Genomic DNA, 16,101 nt, shown 5'->3' with positions numbered 1-16,101 from the left:
ATTTCAGGTTGATGTAGGTTGTCGGTGGTGACAGGGCGGGTTTATCCAGATTGTTGATAATTGTTATATATTGTTGGTGAACCCGCCCCTACAAAATATCGTACAATCATGCTAAAATAATCATCGGTGTTATTGATAACTCCCCACAATGGACGAAACCCGCGCCGAAGCCTACCAACAACTAATTCAGACTCTCCTGACTTGCCCTAACGGAGACGAATCACAGATATTACAAGATAACTTAGAATTATTGGATCGCGGATTTCTCCAAGCTTGCGAGTCAGTAGCAGAAAACTTGACACAACAAGGACAGGAAAATCCAGCTAGTTTCCTGCGAAATCTGGCCAGTCAGGTAGGGCAATTCTTGGATGGGAAGGATGAGGGAGATAGCGATGACTCAGAAGGTGAAAATTCCCAAGAATATGTAAAGTTTATCTTAGAATTATTGCAAGCAGCAGCAGCTAGCGGTAGCGATATTAAAGTAATTCACTCCATCCTCGGTCAACGACAACATCTTCTCAATGCCCGTTTTGGCAAGACTTTACAGGAAGTGGTCAAGAAGTTCATTGTCATCGGCAAAAATACAGAAGAAATTAGCTTAATTGTCGGAATTTTTGAAAATTTAAGTGTTCGTATTTTTCAATTTCCCCGTGCAAACAGAACGAACAATATTGAAATCGCCATTACTGGTTATCAAATAGTTTTAAAGAATCGGGAACCGGGGAGCAAAGATTGGGCAAGGACTCAAGTCAACCTAGCCAATGGCTACTTATACAGAATTAACGGTTCGCGCGCGGATAATCTGGAACAGGCGATCTGCTTTTTTAACACAGCTTTAACAGTTTTCACTCTTCAGGATTTCGCTGAAGAATGGGCAATGACTCAAGTCAACCTAGCCACTGCCTACAAAAACAGAATCAACGGTGATCGGGCGAAAAATCTGGAACAGGCGATCGACTTTTTTAACGCAGCTTTAACAGTTTATACCCTTAAGGATTTCGGTGAACAATGGGCAATGACTCAAAATAATCTAGCGAATGCCTACAGTGATAGAATCAACGGTGATCGGGCCCAAAATCTGGAACTAGCGATCAACTTTTATAACGAGGCTTTAAAAGTTCGCACCCTAAAGGATTTCGCTAAAGATTGGGCAATGACTCAAAATAACCTAGCCAATGCCTACGGTGACAGACTTAACGGCGATCAGGCAGAAAATTTGGAATGGGCGATCAGCTTTTATAACGCTGCTTTAACAGTTCGTACTCTTAAGGATTTCCCTGAAGAATGGGCAGAGACTCAAAATAACTTAGCTGGTACTTATATTCAAAGAATCAAAGGCGATAAGGCCCAAAATCTGGAACAGGCGATCAGCTTTTTTGACGCTGCTTTAACAGTTTATACCCTTGAGGATTTCCGTGAAAAATGGGCAATGACTCAAAATAACCTAGCTACTGCCTACTTAGACAGAATCAAGGGTTCGCGGGCGGATAATGTGGAACGGGCGATCGCATCTTACACTGCTGCATTAACCATCCGCACCCGCGATGCCTTTCCCGAAGATTGGGCGATGACGCAAAATAATCTGGCAATAGCCTACAGAAACAGAATCAGGGGAGAGAAAGCTGAGAATATCGAACTGGCGATCGCATCATGCACTGCTGCATTAACCATCTACACCCGCAATGCCTTTCCCGAAAAATGGGCAATGACGCAAAATAATCTGGCAATAGCCTACAGTGACAGAATCAGGGGAGAGAAAGCTGAGAATATCGAACAGGCGACAAAGTGTTATGGAAATGCTTTAACTATCAGAACTCGTGAGGCTTTCCCGCAAGGTTATACAGAAACTTTATCTAATTTAGGTACTCTTTACCGAAGCAACCAGCAATGGCAACTCGCTTACGATACTTATGCCCTAGCAATTGAAACAGTAGAATTATTACGGGGTGAGATTCAATCTGGGGATGAAAGCAAACAGAAATCAGCCGAAAAATGGAATAGACTCTATCTGGGTATGGTAGAAGTTTGCATCCAACTGAAACGCTACACCGAAGCTGTGGAATATGCCGATCGTTCTAAGGGGCAAAACTTAATCGAGTTGCTATCGCGGAGAATTGCTGAGGAAAATGAACGGTTAAAACAAGCTGAAGAAAAAAACTATGACATCATCAACCAACTACGCCAAGATTTGGCTGCAAAATATCCTTATACACCTCTCAATTTTGGTGAAATTCAGCAGTTAGCCGATAAAAAAACAGCAATTGTCGAATGGTATATTTTGAGTAATAGTTTTTGTGCTTTCATCATCACTAAGCATAACCCACAACCACAAGTTTTACGATTTTCTGAGTCTGATGTAGATAAATTAATTGATTGGACTAGGGAATATTTAGGAGATTATTATCCAGCAGATATCGATCGACATTTACCTGAAAAAGAACAAATTGAACAATTCAAGCAACTCCGCGATGAAAAATGGGAGATACCTTTAAGTGATAAGCTCAAAAAACTAGCCCAAATTCTGCATATTGATCAAATAGTTAATGCCATTCCCAAAACCTGCGACAAACTAATCCTGATTCCCCATCGTCACCTCCACCTGTTCCCTCTCCACGCCCTCCCACTCACCAACAACACCGCCAAATGTTTGATAGATGCCTTTCCCGGTGGAGTTTCCTACGCCCCCAGTTGTCAACTATTACACCAAGTCCAAAAATACAAACGTAGTAAATTCGATAAATTATTCGCCATCCAAAACCCCACAGATAACTTGTTAGCTGCCGACATAGAAGTAGAAACCATCAAAAATATCTTCCTCAACTCAGAAATTTTAGCTAAAGGAAATGCCAAAAAAGGCGAACTATCAGAGTCAAAACTAGAAATAGCCGAAAGAGTCGCCGACAGCCACCATCTGTTCTTTTCCTGTCACGGTTCCTTCAACCCCAACGATCCGCTACAATCTGGTTTAGAACTAGCAGACGGCACTCTCACCCTAGAAGAAATCATCCGCTATTTCAACCTCAGCGAATGCAGCCTAGTCACCCTTTCCGCCTGCGAAACCGGACAAGTTCAACCCGACGACACCGACGAATACATCAGCTTCACCAGCGGTTTCCTATTGGCAGGTAGTCCCAGTTTATACGTCACCCTGTGGTCAGTAAACGCCTTTTCCACAGCAATTTTAATGATCAAAACCTACGAAAACCTCTCCCAGCAACCCGGTAAATTCGCCCTGTCATTAAACCAAGCCCAAATCTGGATGCGAGACACCGACATCCAAGGCTTCCTCGACTGGATAGAGCAATGTCACCTCCTAAACAAAGAATGTCGAGGAATATTACAACGTAATATGGACATAGAATTGGAAAATCTGGGAACCAATGATAAAATATATCAAAATCCCTATCACTGGGCCGGGTTCTGTGCGGCTGGCAAAGGAGAGCAAAAATATGAGTAATAGCATCACAAAATTAGAAATCTTCCAGAAACTAATTGAATTAGATTTATTTGTCAATCTGAAAGATGCCCTAGTTTCTCTTAAAGAGCAATGGACAGGTAACGATGAAGATAATATCAAACTCATTGAAAAATGGATAGAGGAACTACCACGAAATGATAAAAACAAGATACGAGGAAAATATGAATATTATCAATTAAATATAGAGAAGTTAGGCAGAAAAGGGAAATCATCGACTAAGCCGGGAGAACAAAGTGAAATTACGAAAGAAAGCATAGAGAATGCTATTATAGCTAAAGAAAAACCTCCTGAACCAAAGCCAGATACACCGTCTTCTCCATGAAAAATTTTAGTATCAGTGTTTGTTTTTTCCATCTCAATCAGACTTTAGGTGAATCTCTCGATCGAGTTTCACCTCAAGCTGATTTGATTTGGGAAAATCTGATTAAAATCAGTGAAAAACTACCTTTCACTGAACTAAAAGATTTGAAAGCAAAGTTAGTTTGTTATGAATTAGATGAACAATCACAGATTTTCAAACATCAGACAAAAGCTTTAAATTTAATCAACGAATGGCTAACAGAAGAGCAAAAACAGATCGACTTTGCTACTATCAGCCACAATGGATTAGCGATTAGCGGGAACTTACAACCGTTTTTATTGAATGATACCTATGCTTTCGATCTAAGTTTATTTCTCGAAAATCCTGACCAAGATATCACACTAGAAGAACTTCATTTATTTGAACCTAGCAGCCTCTTTTTAGACTATTCAGAAAACACTCTCGGTGAAACCATCTGGCTTTATGGAGAAACAGAAGTAGGTGATGCAGAATGTCAAGGCATCGCTAATGAATTAGTTGCAAGTTTACTGAAAAATACTAAATTTACAGCTAGATTAGTCAATGAAGACAAATTACTCAAAGTTCCCTTATTTGAATATGAAATTAGCCAAGGAAATCAACTTAATAAACTCTATCGGATTCTAGTTTGGATCGATAATCAAGCAATATCTCCAGATATTCCCGCAGTTTATGATGCTTTATTTGGGTCACTCTGGACTCGCCACAAAATTGAATATGTCTACCAAGAAGGGCGAGAAAGTTATATTAGAGCCAGAGAAGCTTATAGTAACATAGAAGCAAAGATTAAAGAATTTAAGCAAAATAAGCCATTAGAGGAACTGCAAAAACTGCTTGAATCAATCCCAGAAATATCTCTGCAATATCAACGGCAACTCCGAAATTTGCAAGCAGACTATACCGCAATTAAAGTCAATAAAATTAACCATCGAAACTACTTAGACAAAATAGCGCAACCGGGCGATATTTCCAGTTGGCTAAAGTTTGAAGAAATTACCTGTAAGCGCTACCTAGATCAGATAGAAACCCATATTAGCTATATCCAACCGGGTAAAGACTTAATTAGCGAATTTATCAGTACATTGCGGGGTTTGGTGGAAATTGAACAAGCTAAGTCCGATCGCCAATTACAACAAACTTTACAGGATAAGGAGATAAATGAGAAGAATCGCGATCGAGAATTAGAAAATACGATTCAAGCAGTCGGTACCGGTATCGGTGTCGGAGTCGGCTTTGCGGGAATCCTAGCCGCCGGCTACCCCTTAATCGAAAAACCTTGGGATTTTCCCTCTCCTCAACATCCTGTGTTACCGCCTCATCCCTTCGTTATTGCGGTTGTAGTTAGTTGTTTATGCGGTGGTGGCTTGGGATGGTTGGCTTGGTTTTTCACTAAACGCCACCTCCAGAGTAAATCATCACCTGTGGAGGCAATTTCATCTAGTCGCGAAAGTCTACCTCCCTCTTAATTGATATTTGTGGGCGCATCAAAACCACAGAAACCGGGTTTTTTCCGAAAGCTGGGAGTTGTCGCCAAGTCTGTCGCAAAAACCCGGTTTCTCGCCACCCACCCACAATCCAAAATCTAAGAAACCGGGTTTTTTCCGAAATCTAGGAGTTGTCACCAAGTCTGTCACAAAAACCCGGTTTCTCGCCACCACTTTTAGAATAACAATGGCTCAATTTTGGTCTGTACCTCCTCAATCACATCTTCAGATACAGATTCAACAAATCGAACACCGCGAACTTTCCAGTCTAGACACTTGATTTGATCTGCAAGAATAACTCCCTGAACTTTTAATCCAATTGGTAAAGCAACTTCAAAAGGATACCCTTTTTGTTGCTTGGTAATAGGCATAAATAAAGCTAAAGAACTTTTCTGATTATAAGCACGAGGCGACAGCACAAAAGCAGGTCTAAGTCCTTTTTGTTCGTGTCCTTTAGTGGGGTCAAAGTCTAAATAAACAATATCGCCTCGACTCGGAATGTAGGGATTTGATTGTGTCACCAAACTTCATTCCCCACAGCAACTCCACTGTCAATCTCAGTATGAAGATTTTCTGGGGTAATGGCCTCAATCAACTCCTCAAGCGAATACCGCCGACGAGTTATCGGCTCGATCGTCAGCCTACCATCTATCAAGACAAGCTGCACTTGGGAACCTTCCACTAAGTTAATCTCTTTAGCTAAATGCTGTGGAATCCTAACAGCAAGACTGTTTCCCCACTTTGCGATCGTCCCAACCATAGCCCAATCCTCTAGCTAGTGATATTATTCTGAGGACTTCACCCTTTTTTGAGGATGTATATACAGAGTGTCTACAGTATAGCAACTAAAATCCAAGAAACCGGGTTTTTTCCCGAATCTTCGCCTGTAACCAAATATTCTCGCAAAAACCCGGTTTCTGACTACCCACCCATCAAAAACAAAACAACCGCCAACAGTCAAAACTGTCAACAGTTGTTTCATATATTCAATGCGGATGGCGAGACTCGAACTCGCAAGGACATAATGCCACACGCACCTCAAGCGTGCGCGTATACCAATTCCGCCACATCCGCTCTTTCTGACAATCTGTGGGATTTTTTGCGTTACCAGTTAAAGATTCACAGGTTGAGGTTCCTGAAATTTAACTTGTGACTAGCCCTTTTAGACCACCGATTTAAAACCATAGCACAACTACCACCAAATTGTAAAATAAATTTTTATTAAGAATTTATGGGAAACCATTATCCAGAACATACCGAAAGGGACTATTCTACAGAATATTGAGTGAATTAAGCAGCGAAGATGGGGTTCTCGAAAATTTTAATCGCTAATCGGGGGGAAATCGCCCTCCGCATACTACGCACCTGCGAGGAAATGGGGATTGCCACAGTCGCCGTTCATTCCACTGTAGATAAACACGCCCTACACGTTCAGTTGGCAGACGAAGCCGTTTGCATCGGCCCCCCCACCAGCAGCAAAAGCTATTTAAACATCCCCAACATCATCTCGGCCGCCCTGACGCGCAACGCCGCAGCGATTCACCCTGGCTATGGCTTCCTCGCGGAGAATGCCCGATTTGCCGAAATCTGTGCGGATCATCAAATTACTTTCATCGGCCCAAGTCCGGCTGCGATGCGGGCGATGGGCGACAAATCCACCGCCAAAGAAACTATGCAGCGGGTGAAAGTTCCCACAGTCCCCGGTAGTGTCGGATTGCTGGCGGACGATCGCGAAGCTCTAGCAATAGCCCGCGAGATCGGCTATCCTGTGATGATCAAAGCTACCGCCGGCGGTGGAGGCCGCGGTATGAGGCTAGTCCGAGAACCATCCGAACTCCCCAAACTCTTCTCAGCAGCCCAAGGCGAAGCCGATGCAGCCTTCGGCAATCCCGGAGTCTACCTCGAAAAATTCATCGAAAAACCGCGCCACATCGAAATTCAAATCCTCGCCGACAACTACGGTAATGTCATCCACCTCGGCGAAAGAGATTGTTCGATTCAGCGCCGACACCAGAAACTCCTGGAAGAAGCGCCCAGCCCCGCCCTCAGCCAGAAACTGCGAGATCAAATGGGTCACGCTGCGATTGCTGCGGCTAAATCCATTAACTACACGGGTGCTGGAACTGTTGAATTTTTGCTTGACAAATCGGGCAAGTTCTACTTCATGGAAATGAACACCCGGATTCAGGTCGAACATACCGTCACGGAGATGATTACAGGGCTTGACTTGATCGCCGAACAAATTCGGATCGCCCAAGGAGAAAAACTGCAAATTAAGCAAAACCAAGTAATTCTCAATGGTCACGCGATCGAGTGTCGGATCAATGCTGAAGACCCCGATCGCAACTTCCGACCCCATCCCGGCATAATCACCGGCTTTTTGCCTCCTGGTGGCCCTGGCGTGCGGATGGACTCTCACGTTTACACCGATTACGAAATACCGGCTTACTACGATTCATTAATTGGTAAATTGATAGTCTGGGGGCGCGATCGACCTTCAGCCATCCGGCGCATGAAACGGGCATTGCGGGAATGCGCGATTACCGGCGTCCCCACCACCCTCAGTTTCCACCAAAAAATCCTCGATAGCCCCGAATTTCTCAGCGGCGAAGTTTACACGAATTTCGTCGAACAGTTCATGAATCAAAATAGTCAGTAGGCAGTTGACTGTTAACTGTTAACTGTTGACTGTTGACTGTTGACTGTTAACTGTTGACTGTTGACTGTTGACTGTTGACTGTTAACTGTTAACTGTTAACTGTTGATCCATGCCCAATGCCCAATGCCCAATGCCCCATTCCCCATGCCCCATTCCCCATTCCCCATGCCCCATTCCCCATTCCTACATCATCATCGTCAAAATTCCTTGCTGGCCGAGCATCATTTCCCGGAGCAAGCTACAGATGCCCACCCAAATAATCGGTGTAATGTCCACTCCGCCGATCGGCGCTACAATTTTTCTGGTTAGGACTAAAAAAGGTTCAGTCGGCCAAGCAATCAGACTCAACGGCAACCTGCTCAGGTTCACGCCGGGATACCAAGTCAGGACGATCCGAAAAATAAACAGCAAAGTCATCACCACTAGGACAGAGCCCAGAATCCAACTTGCAACGGTAATACCAGTCATGGGTCTTATCTCGAAAATCTTAAGTTTTGTTACGTCAGCCTTTCATAATTTTAACCGTTTCACAGGTGCGATCGAACACGATCGACAAAATTTTTCCGGCCTTATACCTTCGGATGGAAAGAGTTAGAGGGTTTGAGGGTGCGAGACTGAGAGTTTTCCAGGGTAAAAATATTGCTGGTAGCACCACATCCCTTGCAAAATCCATTGCCGAACTTCTCCCTGAGAACTGACTGCTGATAAAATTAATAAAAATCAAATTGTTGTAACAAAGGCTTTGAATTTATGACTCCTTCACTCGCTAACTTTTTGTACAGCCTGCTTGTGGGCATTTCGCTGGTAGTCATTCCAGCAACGATCGCCCTGATCTTTATCAGCCAAAAAGACAAAATCAAGCGCACCTAAAAAGTCTGCGGGTTTCAAGCGTCCGGCGCGCGAGTCAATTTTGGGATCGCACGATCGGGCATTTCCCCGCTTCCAAAACCTCGGCTACCAGCAACTGTGAAGGCAAAACCTTCAGTTGACGGCCAAGCTGAGGTTTTTTCCCGTTAAACTCATTACTATAAGGTGCGCGAACCTCTTCTGAAAGCCCGATCGGAGGCTGCCCTGTGAAACCACAGTCGGAATAACAGACTGACAGACTTAATGATAGAAGTAAAATCTAACTCGCTAACATAGGAAAGACATAGGAGATAGGCTAATGGTCAATTTAGGATTGAACTTGAGCAGCCTGTTAGGGATCATCCTAGCAGTAGCAGGGGCAGGACTGTACTTTCTGCGATCGTGGCGTCCCAAACTAGCCCGAGACCACGATATTTTTTTTGCAGCCGTGGGCTTGCTCTGTGGCGGTATTCTGTTATTTCAAGGATGGCGGCTTGACCCAATTCTGGCATTCGGTCAATTTCTGCTTGCAGGTTCCGCCATATTTTTTGCAGCCGAAAGCATCAAATTGCGGGGAGCGACCACAGCCCAAGCTAAAAGTCGATCGCAATACGTAGATGAAGAGCGACCAGTCAGCAACGCCTACGCTTACGACGGCTACGATAACGACTTCGACCAGATAGAACCAGAGGAAGACTACCCGCAGCGTCCCCGGATTAGAGGTAGTCAAGAAAATCGTTCCTCGCGGGAAACCTACGACGATGAGCCCCGCCGCCGTCCTTCGTCGAATCGCAACGGTAGCGCGAACACATCTCGGGAGTCGATCGATCGCCCTCCCTCGCGCAAACGTCCGGCGCGCCCAGAAGCCCCGCCCGCCCAAGGCTCTGACAACTGGGACGTTTCAGACAACCCCGAAGAAAGACCGGCCCGCAGCAGCCGCAACCGCCCCCCAACTTCGGAAAACCGCAGTTCTGACGCGCCGCCGAGAACCAAAAAACCTCGGCCAGCGGAAGCATCGAGGTCTCGCCCCAGCAACCGTGACGTAGAAGCACCGCCATCGGACTACGTGGAATATCGCCCCGTAGAATACCCGGAAGACCAACCGGATAGTTCCCCCAATTTCGACAAATAGGCACAGATAAGTAGGTGGGTTAAACTAAACATTTCTCCCGCGAGCAAGACAAAAATTAAGTTGCGTTTATTGATGCCCATCTACTTATTCTCATATCTTAGAATGTTTAAATAACTATAAAATAAAATTTTAAAGACAGCTCAATCAATCGATTTTAGATTTTAGATTTTAGATTTTAGAGGCGACCCCACGGATAAATTCGAGGGCTTGAGGATTTTCGATTTTCGATTTGGGATTGATTCCATGGATAAATCACGTGGCGGGTACCATCAAGAAATTCTTGGTCAAGTAAAATAACCATAAAATTCCCAAAAAAAACTATTTAAATATATTTAATAGTATTCCTATAAAATAATCCTTATCAGGTTCGTAGTGAGGACTTTAGTCCTTCTTTATGCGGACTAAAGTCCTCACTACAAACCTGTTCTGATTTTTGCGGACTAAAGTCCTCACTACAAACCCCTTCGATCGCATAAAATACAACCTCTGGAACTAACTCAAAGTACAATAGTCTAAAATCTAAAATCTAAAATCTAAAATTAGCAATATGCCCTTACTGGAAATAGGAGATCCGGCGCCTTGGTTTTCGATTGCTTCCAGCAATAACCCCTTATTTCATTTCTCGACGGTTGGCGGCCGGCGAGTCGTGCTGTTTTTCTTTGCTAGCGCAGCTTTTGAACAAATCCAAGTTATCCTCAAAAGCTTTCAAGAGCTTTCAGAAGAATTCAAGACTTTGCAAGTACCGCTGTTGGGAGTGAGCGTTGATGCAGCAGACAAAGAACAAAACAGAGTCACACTAATGGCTCCGTCATTCATCTTTTTCTGGGACTTCGACAAAAAAATCAGCCAGCAGTACGGTGTTTGCCAAGATGTAGAACAAAATGGAGTTGGGGGAGTTCACTATGCACCCCAAACTTTTATTCTCAACGAAAACCTTCAGATAATTAACATTTTACCGATGGGCGAACCGCACCAACACGCCCAGCAAGTATTGGATTTTATCAAAACTTTGCCCCCAATTGAGGAAGCCCGACCAGCGACTCGCCACGCCCCGGTGTTGGTAATTCCTAACGTTTTGGACAGAGAATGTTGCCGCAGTTTGATCGATATATACAAAGCTGACGGCGGCACTCCCTCAGGTTTTATGAGGCAAATAGACGGGAAAACTGTTGGCATTCACGATGATAATTTCAAGAAACGTCGAGATTTATTTATTGAAAACCCGAATTTGCAGCGAAAATTGAGTGCGATTATTCTGCGTAGGGTGGTACCGGAAGTACAAAAAGCTTTCCAGTTTAAAATTACTCGGTTTGAACGGTATTTAATAGCTTGTTACGATGCCCAAAGTGGCGGTTATTTTCATCCACACCGCGACAATACGAGCAAAGGTACGGTGCACCGCAGGTTTGCGATGACTTTGAACTTGAATGTGGGGGAGTACACGGGGGGATTTTTGCGGTTTCCGGAGTACGCGCCGCACGGTTATAAAGGAGATTCTGGCACGGCGATTATTTTTTCGTGTTCTTTGCTGCACGAAGCGACGGCGATGATTAGCGGTGAGCGTTTTGCTTTGCTGTCTTTTTTCTACGGCGATGAGGATGCTTTGGTGCGGGACGCTAATTTTAAGTATATTGTCGATCGCTCGCCAGAAGATTCGAGAATTGCCGAAACTGCTGGCTTATCTTAGTTTTGCAACCAAACTCTGGCCCTATAAGTCGATCGATTTACCAAAAACTCAGCAGCAGGCTAAATCTTAAAGCAATCTCAAGCTTAAATTTATCAATAGCCCTCTCCAAGTCCTAAAATAATTACAGGCCATAGTTAGCAGTTGACCCGAACACCTAACTACTAGCTGCCGATCGTTAAAAAATACTAATTCACGCTCATGAATTTCAAACTTCTAAGTTTAGCGGTATCAGGAATTTTCATAGTTGGGGTTGCAGCCAGGGCTGCTGCGGTTGTTAAGGTGCCCCCCCGACAGCAGGAGGCAAATTTAGCGGAATTTAACTCTGTGCGTTTCCCAGGCGCGATCGCCCAAAATGCCGAAGAACAAACGAATATTCGGGTATACGAAAAAGCCAGTCCGGCGGTTGTTACCGTCGATACAGCTAAATCTAACGGTAGCGGCACAATTATCAGCCCCGACGGCATGGTGTTAACCAACGCCCACGTTGTTTCTGCCGGCGGTACCGTAAATATAATTTTGTCAGACGGCAGAAAACTGGTCGCCGATGTCGTTGGATTCGGCGAAGAAGGTTTAGACTTAGCCGTGGTGAAGATTCGCGGTCAAACCAATTTGCCGACAATTCCTTTAGCCCGTGCCGGTTCGGTGAAAGTCGGACAACAAGCATTTGCGATCGGCAATCCTTTCGGTCGATTTCAAGGTACTTTTACAGTCGGAATCGTCAGCCGCATCGACGCAGCCCGTGGCTTAATTCAAACTGACGCGGCCATCAATCCCGGTAATTCCGGCGGCCCGCTGCTTAATAGTTCTGGAGAATTAATTGGCGTCAATACTTCTATTTTTACTCGCGGCCAGGGCGGAGGCAATATCGGTATCGGTTTTGCAATTGTCATAGACAAAGTGCCAGCTTTCTTGAGTGCGGTGCGAGAAGGGCGAGCTCCCCGCGTTGCTCAAAGGCGATCGCCATTTGGCAGCAAATCACCTCAAAAAGTTGCGTTAAACGGGCCCGCCGTCACAGGCAAACTTACCGACAAGTCTAGCATTCTGCCCGCAGACAACAGCTTTTTTGACCTCTACTCCTTTGAGGGAAAAGCGGGACAGCAAATCACAATAGAAATGAAAAGTCAAGAGATTGACCCTTATTTAATTTTGCTCGGCCCCAACGAGCGCGAAATCGCGCAAGACAATGACGGAGCAGGCAGTAAAAACGCCAGAATTACAGTCAGGCTGCCAGCAGATGGCACTTACACGTTGCTGGCAAATTCCAACGAAGCTAGGCAGTTGGGGGCTTATACGTTAGAACTCAAAGCGAGTGCTCCTAGCGCACCTTCTCGGGCGATTTTGCAAGAAGAAGGCGCTTTAGTCGCAGGTGGCCCGGTATTGCCTTCTGATAACAGTCTGTATCGCGAGTATACTTTTGAAGGTCGATCGGGTCAGTCTGTCAGCATTTCCCTGGAAAGTACAGATTTCGATCCCTATGTGGCTATCTTTGACCCTAACGGCAAATTAGTGGCAGAAAATGACGATGCGAGCGATTCGAGCAAAAATGCGTTTCTGAGCGTTACTTTGCCAGCTACGGGTCGCTACCGCGTGATTGTCAATGCTTATGATGCTTCGGGTCGGGGTCGTTACAATCTAACTATCCGCTAAAAGTTGGTAATTGGTAATTGGTGATTAGTGATTGGCAGTTAAAACGTTCTTCATTCTCATAACTAACAACTAACAACTGACTATTGACAACTGCCAACTGTCAACTGTCAACTGTCAACTGTCAACTGTCAACTGACTATCGAGGTAATTCATGGGTCAAATTAGATTTTGGGCGATCGCGCCAATTGCTCTACTAGCTATTTTTTCTGGGAAACCGACTCTCTCGGTACCAGTGTCAAATCCAGGTGAAGTTACTAACAGCAGTTCCCCGATCGTTTCAGCAGAATTTCCTCAAAATTCACATAATGCGAGTCAAGCGGGCAAGGCTGTTTTAGCTCAAGCAAGCCCCAGCCCGTCGCCTTCTGGGCTGCCAACTCCAAAGGCCTCGCCAACTCAGACCCCAACTGTACAACCTTCGCCAAGTCCTGATGGGCGATCGTCAAAAATCATTTTAGAGCAAAAGGGAGAACTCACAACTTCTAAGTCTTCGGTACTGCCCTCGGACAGCAGTTTGTACGATGAGTACACCTTTGAAGGCACTCAGGGTCAGAAAGTGGTTGTCAATGTAGAAAGTAGCGAGTTTGATACTTATCTGGCTGTTCTCAACTCCCAGGGCGAGCTACTGGGAGAAAATGATGATGTCACGCAGCAAAATTCCAATTCTGAGCTAACTCTTACCTTGTCTGCGAGCGGCCGCTACCGCGTAGTTGTCAATGCTTACGATCCACCTCCAAAAGGTAAAGGTAAGTACAGTTTGATTATCCGTGAAGTGACTGGAAATTAATTGGCTCTAAATCCAGTATCTATTTCTATTACTTAACTCAATTTCCAGGTTTTACAAGCAGGAATGTAGGTTGAAAATGGATGATTATCTATTTTTTTACCTGTTTTTCAGGGAGAGGATGTATATCATGTCGGGCAAATTACCGGGTGCATCTCAGGTTTTGCAAATATGTGTGTAGGGGCGAAGCATGACCGCAGTAAATATGAGATTATAACTAATAACTTATATGCGGTCATGCTTCGCCCTCTTGAAAAGTGATATAGCGGTTCTCAGAGAGATGAGGTACGTTGTTGGGCTTCAGCCCTCTTAGTTGAACTGATTATATAAGCTGTCAGTCATACCTCATCTTTTTGAGAAAGGCTATATGCACCCAAATTACCCTAATAAAGCTGTTTGATTGTTCGGACTTCAGTCCTCGGATCATGAGGACTTGAAGTCCAAACGATCGAACCAATTTTACAGTGTTGTTGGAGCGGAAATGATATTACGCATCAGTAGCTATCCACCGAGTTATACTGAATTTAACGCAAGCCCAGCCAGGTAAAAAAATCCTGGCGGGTGAAGAATTCTAGCAGCAAAAGTCCCACGAATCCCACCATTGCAAATCGTCCGTTGATTTTTTCGGCGTAGGCATTCCAGCCAAAAGCAGGTTCTGCTGGTTGTGGGGTATTTGGAGTTGTCGGTTTTGGTGATGGAGGTGTTTTAGCAGTCATTTAAAAGTTTTGAGTTGTGAGTTTTGAGTCAGGATTTTTGGGAAGATTGCCGATCGCACAACTTGTAATTTACCCGAAATTGACCGCCGATCGCTAATCTGCCGACTTTTCTAAATTTTGCACCGATTCGATCAAATCTCGCACGGTTTCGGTACCTTCAGAAGGCTCAAAGGACAAGGGGAATTTGCCGCGGGCGAGCATTCTTAAACCCAACGGGCCCAGACTCAGCAAGCCTTGAACGTCGCGGAAATAGTTTCCTACTACTTCGATACCGAATTTGCGCTCGTCTATCCAGCCACCTTCTTTAACGAGATTAATTAAGACTTTGCGGTGGCGGATCGATCGACTGGCTTGGTCGTCTTTGCGATCGAGAATCTCCTGTTTAATCTTACCAATTTGATCCATCGGCGCCACTTCCATCGGACAAACCGAGTTGCAGTAGTAACAGCGGGTGCAGCCCCAGACGCCTGCGGTTCCTTCGTTGTACTTTTCCAGCCGATTTTCGGTTTCGCTGTCGCGGGAATCGGCGATCGTCCGGTAAGCTTTGGCGAGGGCGTGGGGGCCGACAAATTCCGGGTTGACTTCCCGAGCGTTGCACTCAGAATAGCACGCGCCGCAGAGGATACAGTTACCAGTTTGGTCGAGTTTCGATCGCTCTTCGGGAGTTTGCAGAAATTCGCGTTCGGGAATTGCTCGCGAGGCTGTGCTGACATAGGGTTCAACAGCTTCCAGGTTGTCCCAAAAACTGGTCATGTCAACCACCAAATCTTTAATTACCGGCATATTTCCCATGGGGGCGACGGTAATTTCTGGGATGAAATCGCCAGGCTGTTGTGCTGAACTCGAATGGGCTATTTTTTGCAATCTCGCAAGTTCGCTACCGACATTTTCTTTGCAAGCTAAAGCCGAGCGCCCGTTAATTCGCATCGAACAACTGCCGCAAATTGTATTGCGGCAATTTTTGCGATAAGCTAAAGTGCCGTCTTGTTCCCACTTGATGCTGTTGAGGCAGTCTAGGATGGTATTGCTTTCATCCACGTCTAGGGTGTAAGTGTGAACGCGGGGAGCCTCGTTTTGATTTTGGCGGACTACGTTAAAGCGGACTTGCATATTTTGAGTAAAGAATTTAGTTTCTATTTTAAGCTAGATTTTCTGGCGATATAAAAAGACATTTATTTTTTAACAACTAGCTAAAGCGTGAGATTTAAGCAGCTTGATTATTGTTTGAGAAACGGCAATAATCCTTAAGTTATAAATCATCAATCGCAACTGTTTTCAGCGGATTTTTTAGCTGATAATTGGATAAACAAGTGATCGATCGGTGCAGTTCG

At 44.8% G+C, this 16,101-nt stretch carries 16 protein-coding genes and 1 tRNA gene; 9 read left to right on the top strand and 8 right to left on the bottom strand.

Annotation, left to right across the window (positions count from 1 at the left end; genetic code table 11):
- The first annotated feature begins 148 nt into the window (after positions 1-148).
- From JGK14_RS28425 to JGK14_RS28415, 3 genes are read left to right on the top strand one after another with little or no spacing between them, the layout of a single operon-like run.
- Positions 149-3,457 (top strand): CHAT domain-containing protein, encoded by a 3,309-nt coding sequence (locus JGK14_RS28425; protein WP_325315754.1) that lies wholly within the window; start codon positions 149-151, stop codon positions 3,455-3,457.
- Complete coding sequence (locus JGK14_RS28420) at positions 3,450-3,800, top strand: hypothetical protein (protein WP_293208164.1); 351 nt, start codon at positions 3,450-3,452, stop codon at positions 3,798-3,800. The genes JGK14_RS28425 and JGK14_RS28420 overlap by 8 nt, the downstream gene beginning before the upstream one ends.
- On the top strand, positions 3,797-5,284 hold the full coding sequence (locus JGK14_RS28415; RefSeq protein WP_293229546.1) for a hypothetical protein: 1,488 nt from the start codon (positions 3,797-3,799) through the stop codon (positions 5,282-5,284). The genes JGK14_RS28420 and JGK14_RS28415 overlap by 4 nt, the downstream gene beginning before the upstream one ends.
- 18 nt (positions 5,285-5,302) lie before the next feature.
- On the opposite strand, the gene JGK14_RS28410 is transcribed toward JGK14_RS28415, so the two are convergent.
- The 4 genes from JGK14_RS28410 to JGK14_RS28395 all read right to left on the bottom strand — a co-directional run bounded on the left by JGK14_RS28410 (position 5,303) and on the right by JGK14_RS28395 (position 6,376).
- The gene (locus tag JGK14_RS28410) at positions 5,303-5,473 is read right to left on the bottom strand and encodes a hypothetical protein (RefSeq protein WP_325315753.1); all 171 of its coding nucleotides are present in this window, start codon (positions 5,471-5,473) and stop codon (positions 5,303-5,305) included.
- Between the two features lie 5 nt (positions 5,474-5,478).
- Positions 5,479-5,823, bottom strand: a complete 345-nt coding sequence (gene mazF, locus JGK14_RS28405; RefSeq protein WP_293175280.1) for an endoribonuclease MazF — start codon at positions 5,821-5,823, stop codon at positions 5,479-5,481.
- Positions 5,820-6,062 (bottom strand): AbrB/MazE/SpoVT family DNA-binding domain-containing protein, encoded by a 243-nt coding sequence (locus JGK14_RS28400; protein ID WP_293148968.1) that lies wholly within the window; start codon positions 6,060-6,062, stop codon positions 5,820-5,822. The genes mazF and JGK14_RS28400 overlap by 4 nt, the downstream gene beginning before the upstream one ends.
- A 230-nt stretch (positions 6,063-6,292) precedes the next feature.
- A tRNA-Leu gene (locus tag JGK14_RS28395) sits at positions 6,293-6,376 on the bottom strand.
- 229 nt (positions 6,377-6,605) lie between these two features.
- Between JGK14_RS28395 and accC the strand changes: the two genes are divergently transcribed.
- Positions 6,606-7,961 carry an acetyl-CoA carboxylase biotin carboxylase subunit gene (gene accC / locus JGK14_RS28390; RefSeq protein WP_325315752.1) on the top strand — a complete coding sequence of 452 codons (1,356 nt, stop codon included), beginning with the start codon at positions 6,606-6,608 and terminating at the stop codon, positions 7,959-7,961.
- 183 nt (positions 7,962-8,144) lie between these two features.
- Here accC and JGK14_RS28385 read toward each other — a convergent pair whose 3' ends face one another.
- The gene (locus JGK14_RS28385) at positions 8,145-8,429 is read right to left on the bottom strand and encodes a YggT family protein (protein ID WP_293175276.1); all 285 of its coding nucleotides are present in this window, start codon (positions 8,427-8,429) and stop codon (positions 8,145-8,147) included.
- Between the two features lie 34 nt (positions 8,430-8,463).
- Positions 8,464-8,634: a hypothetical protein gene (locus JGK14_RS28380; RefSeq protein ID WP_293175274.1), complete on the bottom strand. Its 171-nt coding sequence runs from the start codon at positions 8,632-8,634 to the stop codon at positions 8,464-8,466.
- A gap of 77 nt (positions 8,635-8,711) precedes the next feature.
- Here JGK14_RS28380 and psbX point away from each other — a divergent pair, with 77 nt between their 5' ends.
- The 5 genes from psbX to JGK14_RS28355 all read left to right on the top strand — a co-directional run bounded on the left by psbX (position 8,712) and on the right by JGK14_RS28355 (position 14,057).
- A complete protein-coding gene (gene psbX, locus JGK14_RS28375) occupies positions 8,712-8,831 on the top strand; it encodes a photosystem II reaction center X protein (protein WP_293175272.1) in 120 nt (39 codons plus the stop codon).
- Between the two features lie 295 nt (positions 8,832-9,126).
- The gene (locus JGK14_RS28370; RefSeq protein ID WP_325315751.1) at positions 9,127-9,939 is read left to right on the top strand and encodes a Ycf66 family protein; all 813 of its coding nucleotides are present in this window, start codon (positions 9,127-9,129) and stop codon (positions 9,937-9,939) included.
- Positions 9,940-10,486: 547 nt separating this feature from the next.
- A complete protein-coding gene (locus tag JGK14_RS28365; protein WP_293175268.1) occupies positions 10,487-11,626 on the top strand; it encodes a redoxin domain-containing protein in 1,140 nt (379 codons plus the stop codon).
- A gap of 198 nt (positions 11,627-11,824) precedes the next feature.
- On the top strand, positions 11,825-13,273 hold the full coding sequence (locus JGK14_RS28360) for a trypsin-like peptidase domain-containing protein (RefSeq protein ID WP_293175266.1): 1,449 nt from the start codon (positions 11,825-11,827) through the stop codon (positions 13,271-13,273).
- Positions 13,274-13,424: 151 nt separating this feature from the next.
- Positions 13,425-14,057 (top strand): pre-peptidase C-terminal domain-containing protein, encoded by a 633-nt coding sequence (locus tag JGK14_RS28355; protein WP_293175264.1) that lies wholly within the window; start codon positions 13,425-13,427, stop codon positions 14,055-14,057.
- Between the two features lie 521 nt (positions 14,058-14,578).
- On the opposite strand, the gene JGK14_RS28350 is transcribed toward JGK14_RS28355, so the two are convergent.
- Together JGK14_RS28350 and JGK14_RS28345 are read right to left on the bottom strand one after the other, a co-directional pair.
- Positions 14,579-14,770: a chlorophyll a/b-binding protein gene (locus tag JGK14_RS28350; protein WP_293175262.1), complete on the bottom strand. Its 192-nt coding sequence runs from the start codon at positions 14,768-14,770 to the stop codon at positions 14,579-14,581.
- Between the two features lie 93 nt (positions 14,771-14,863).
- On the bottom strand, positions 14,864-15,880 hold the full coding sequence (locus tag JGK14_RS28345; RefSeq protein ID WP_293196623.1) for a succinate dehydrogenase/fumarate reductase iron-sulfur subunit: 1,017 nt from the start codon (positions 15,878-15,880) through the stop codon (positions 14,864-14,866).
- Positions 15,881-16,101: the final 221 nt, after the last annotated feature.

This window comes from Microcoleus sp. PH2017_28_MFU_U_A (genome assembly GCF_020738035.1).
Lineage (GTDB): Bacteria > Cyanobacteriota > Cyanobacteriia > Cyanobacteriales > Microcoleaceae > Microcoleus.
Note: the sequence above shows the minus strand (reverse complement) of the source record. Positions and strands in the feature narration are given on the sequence as shown.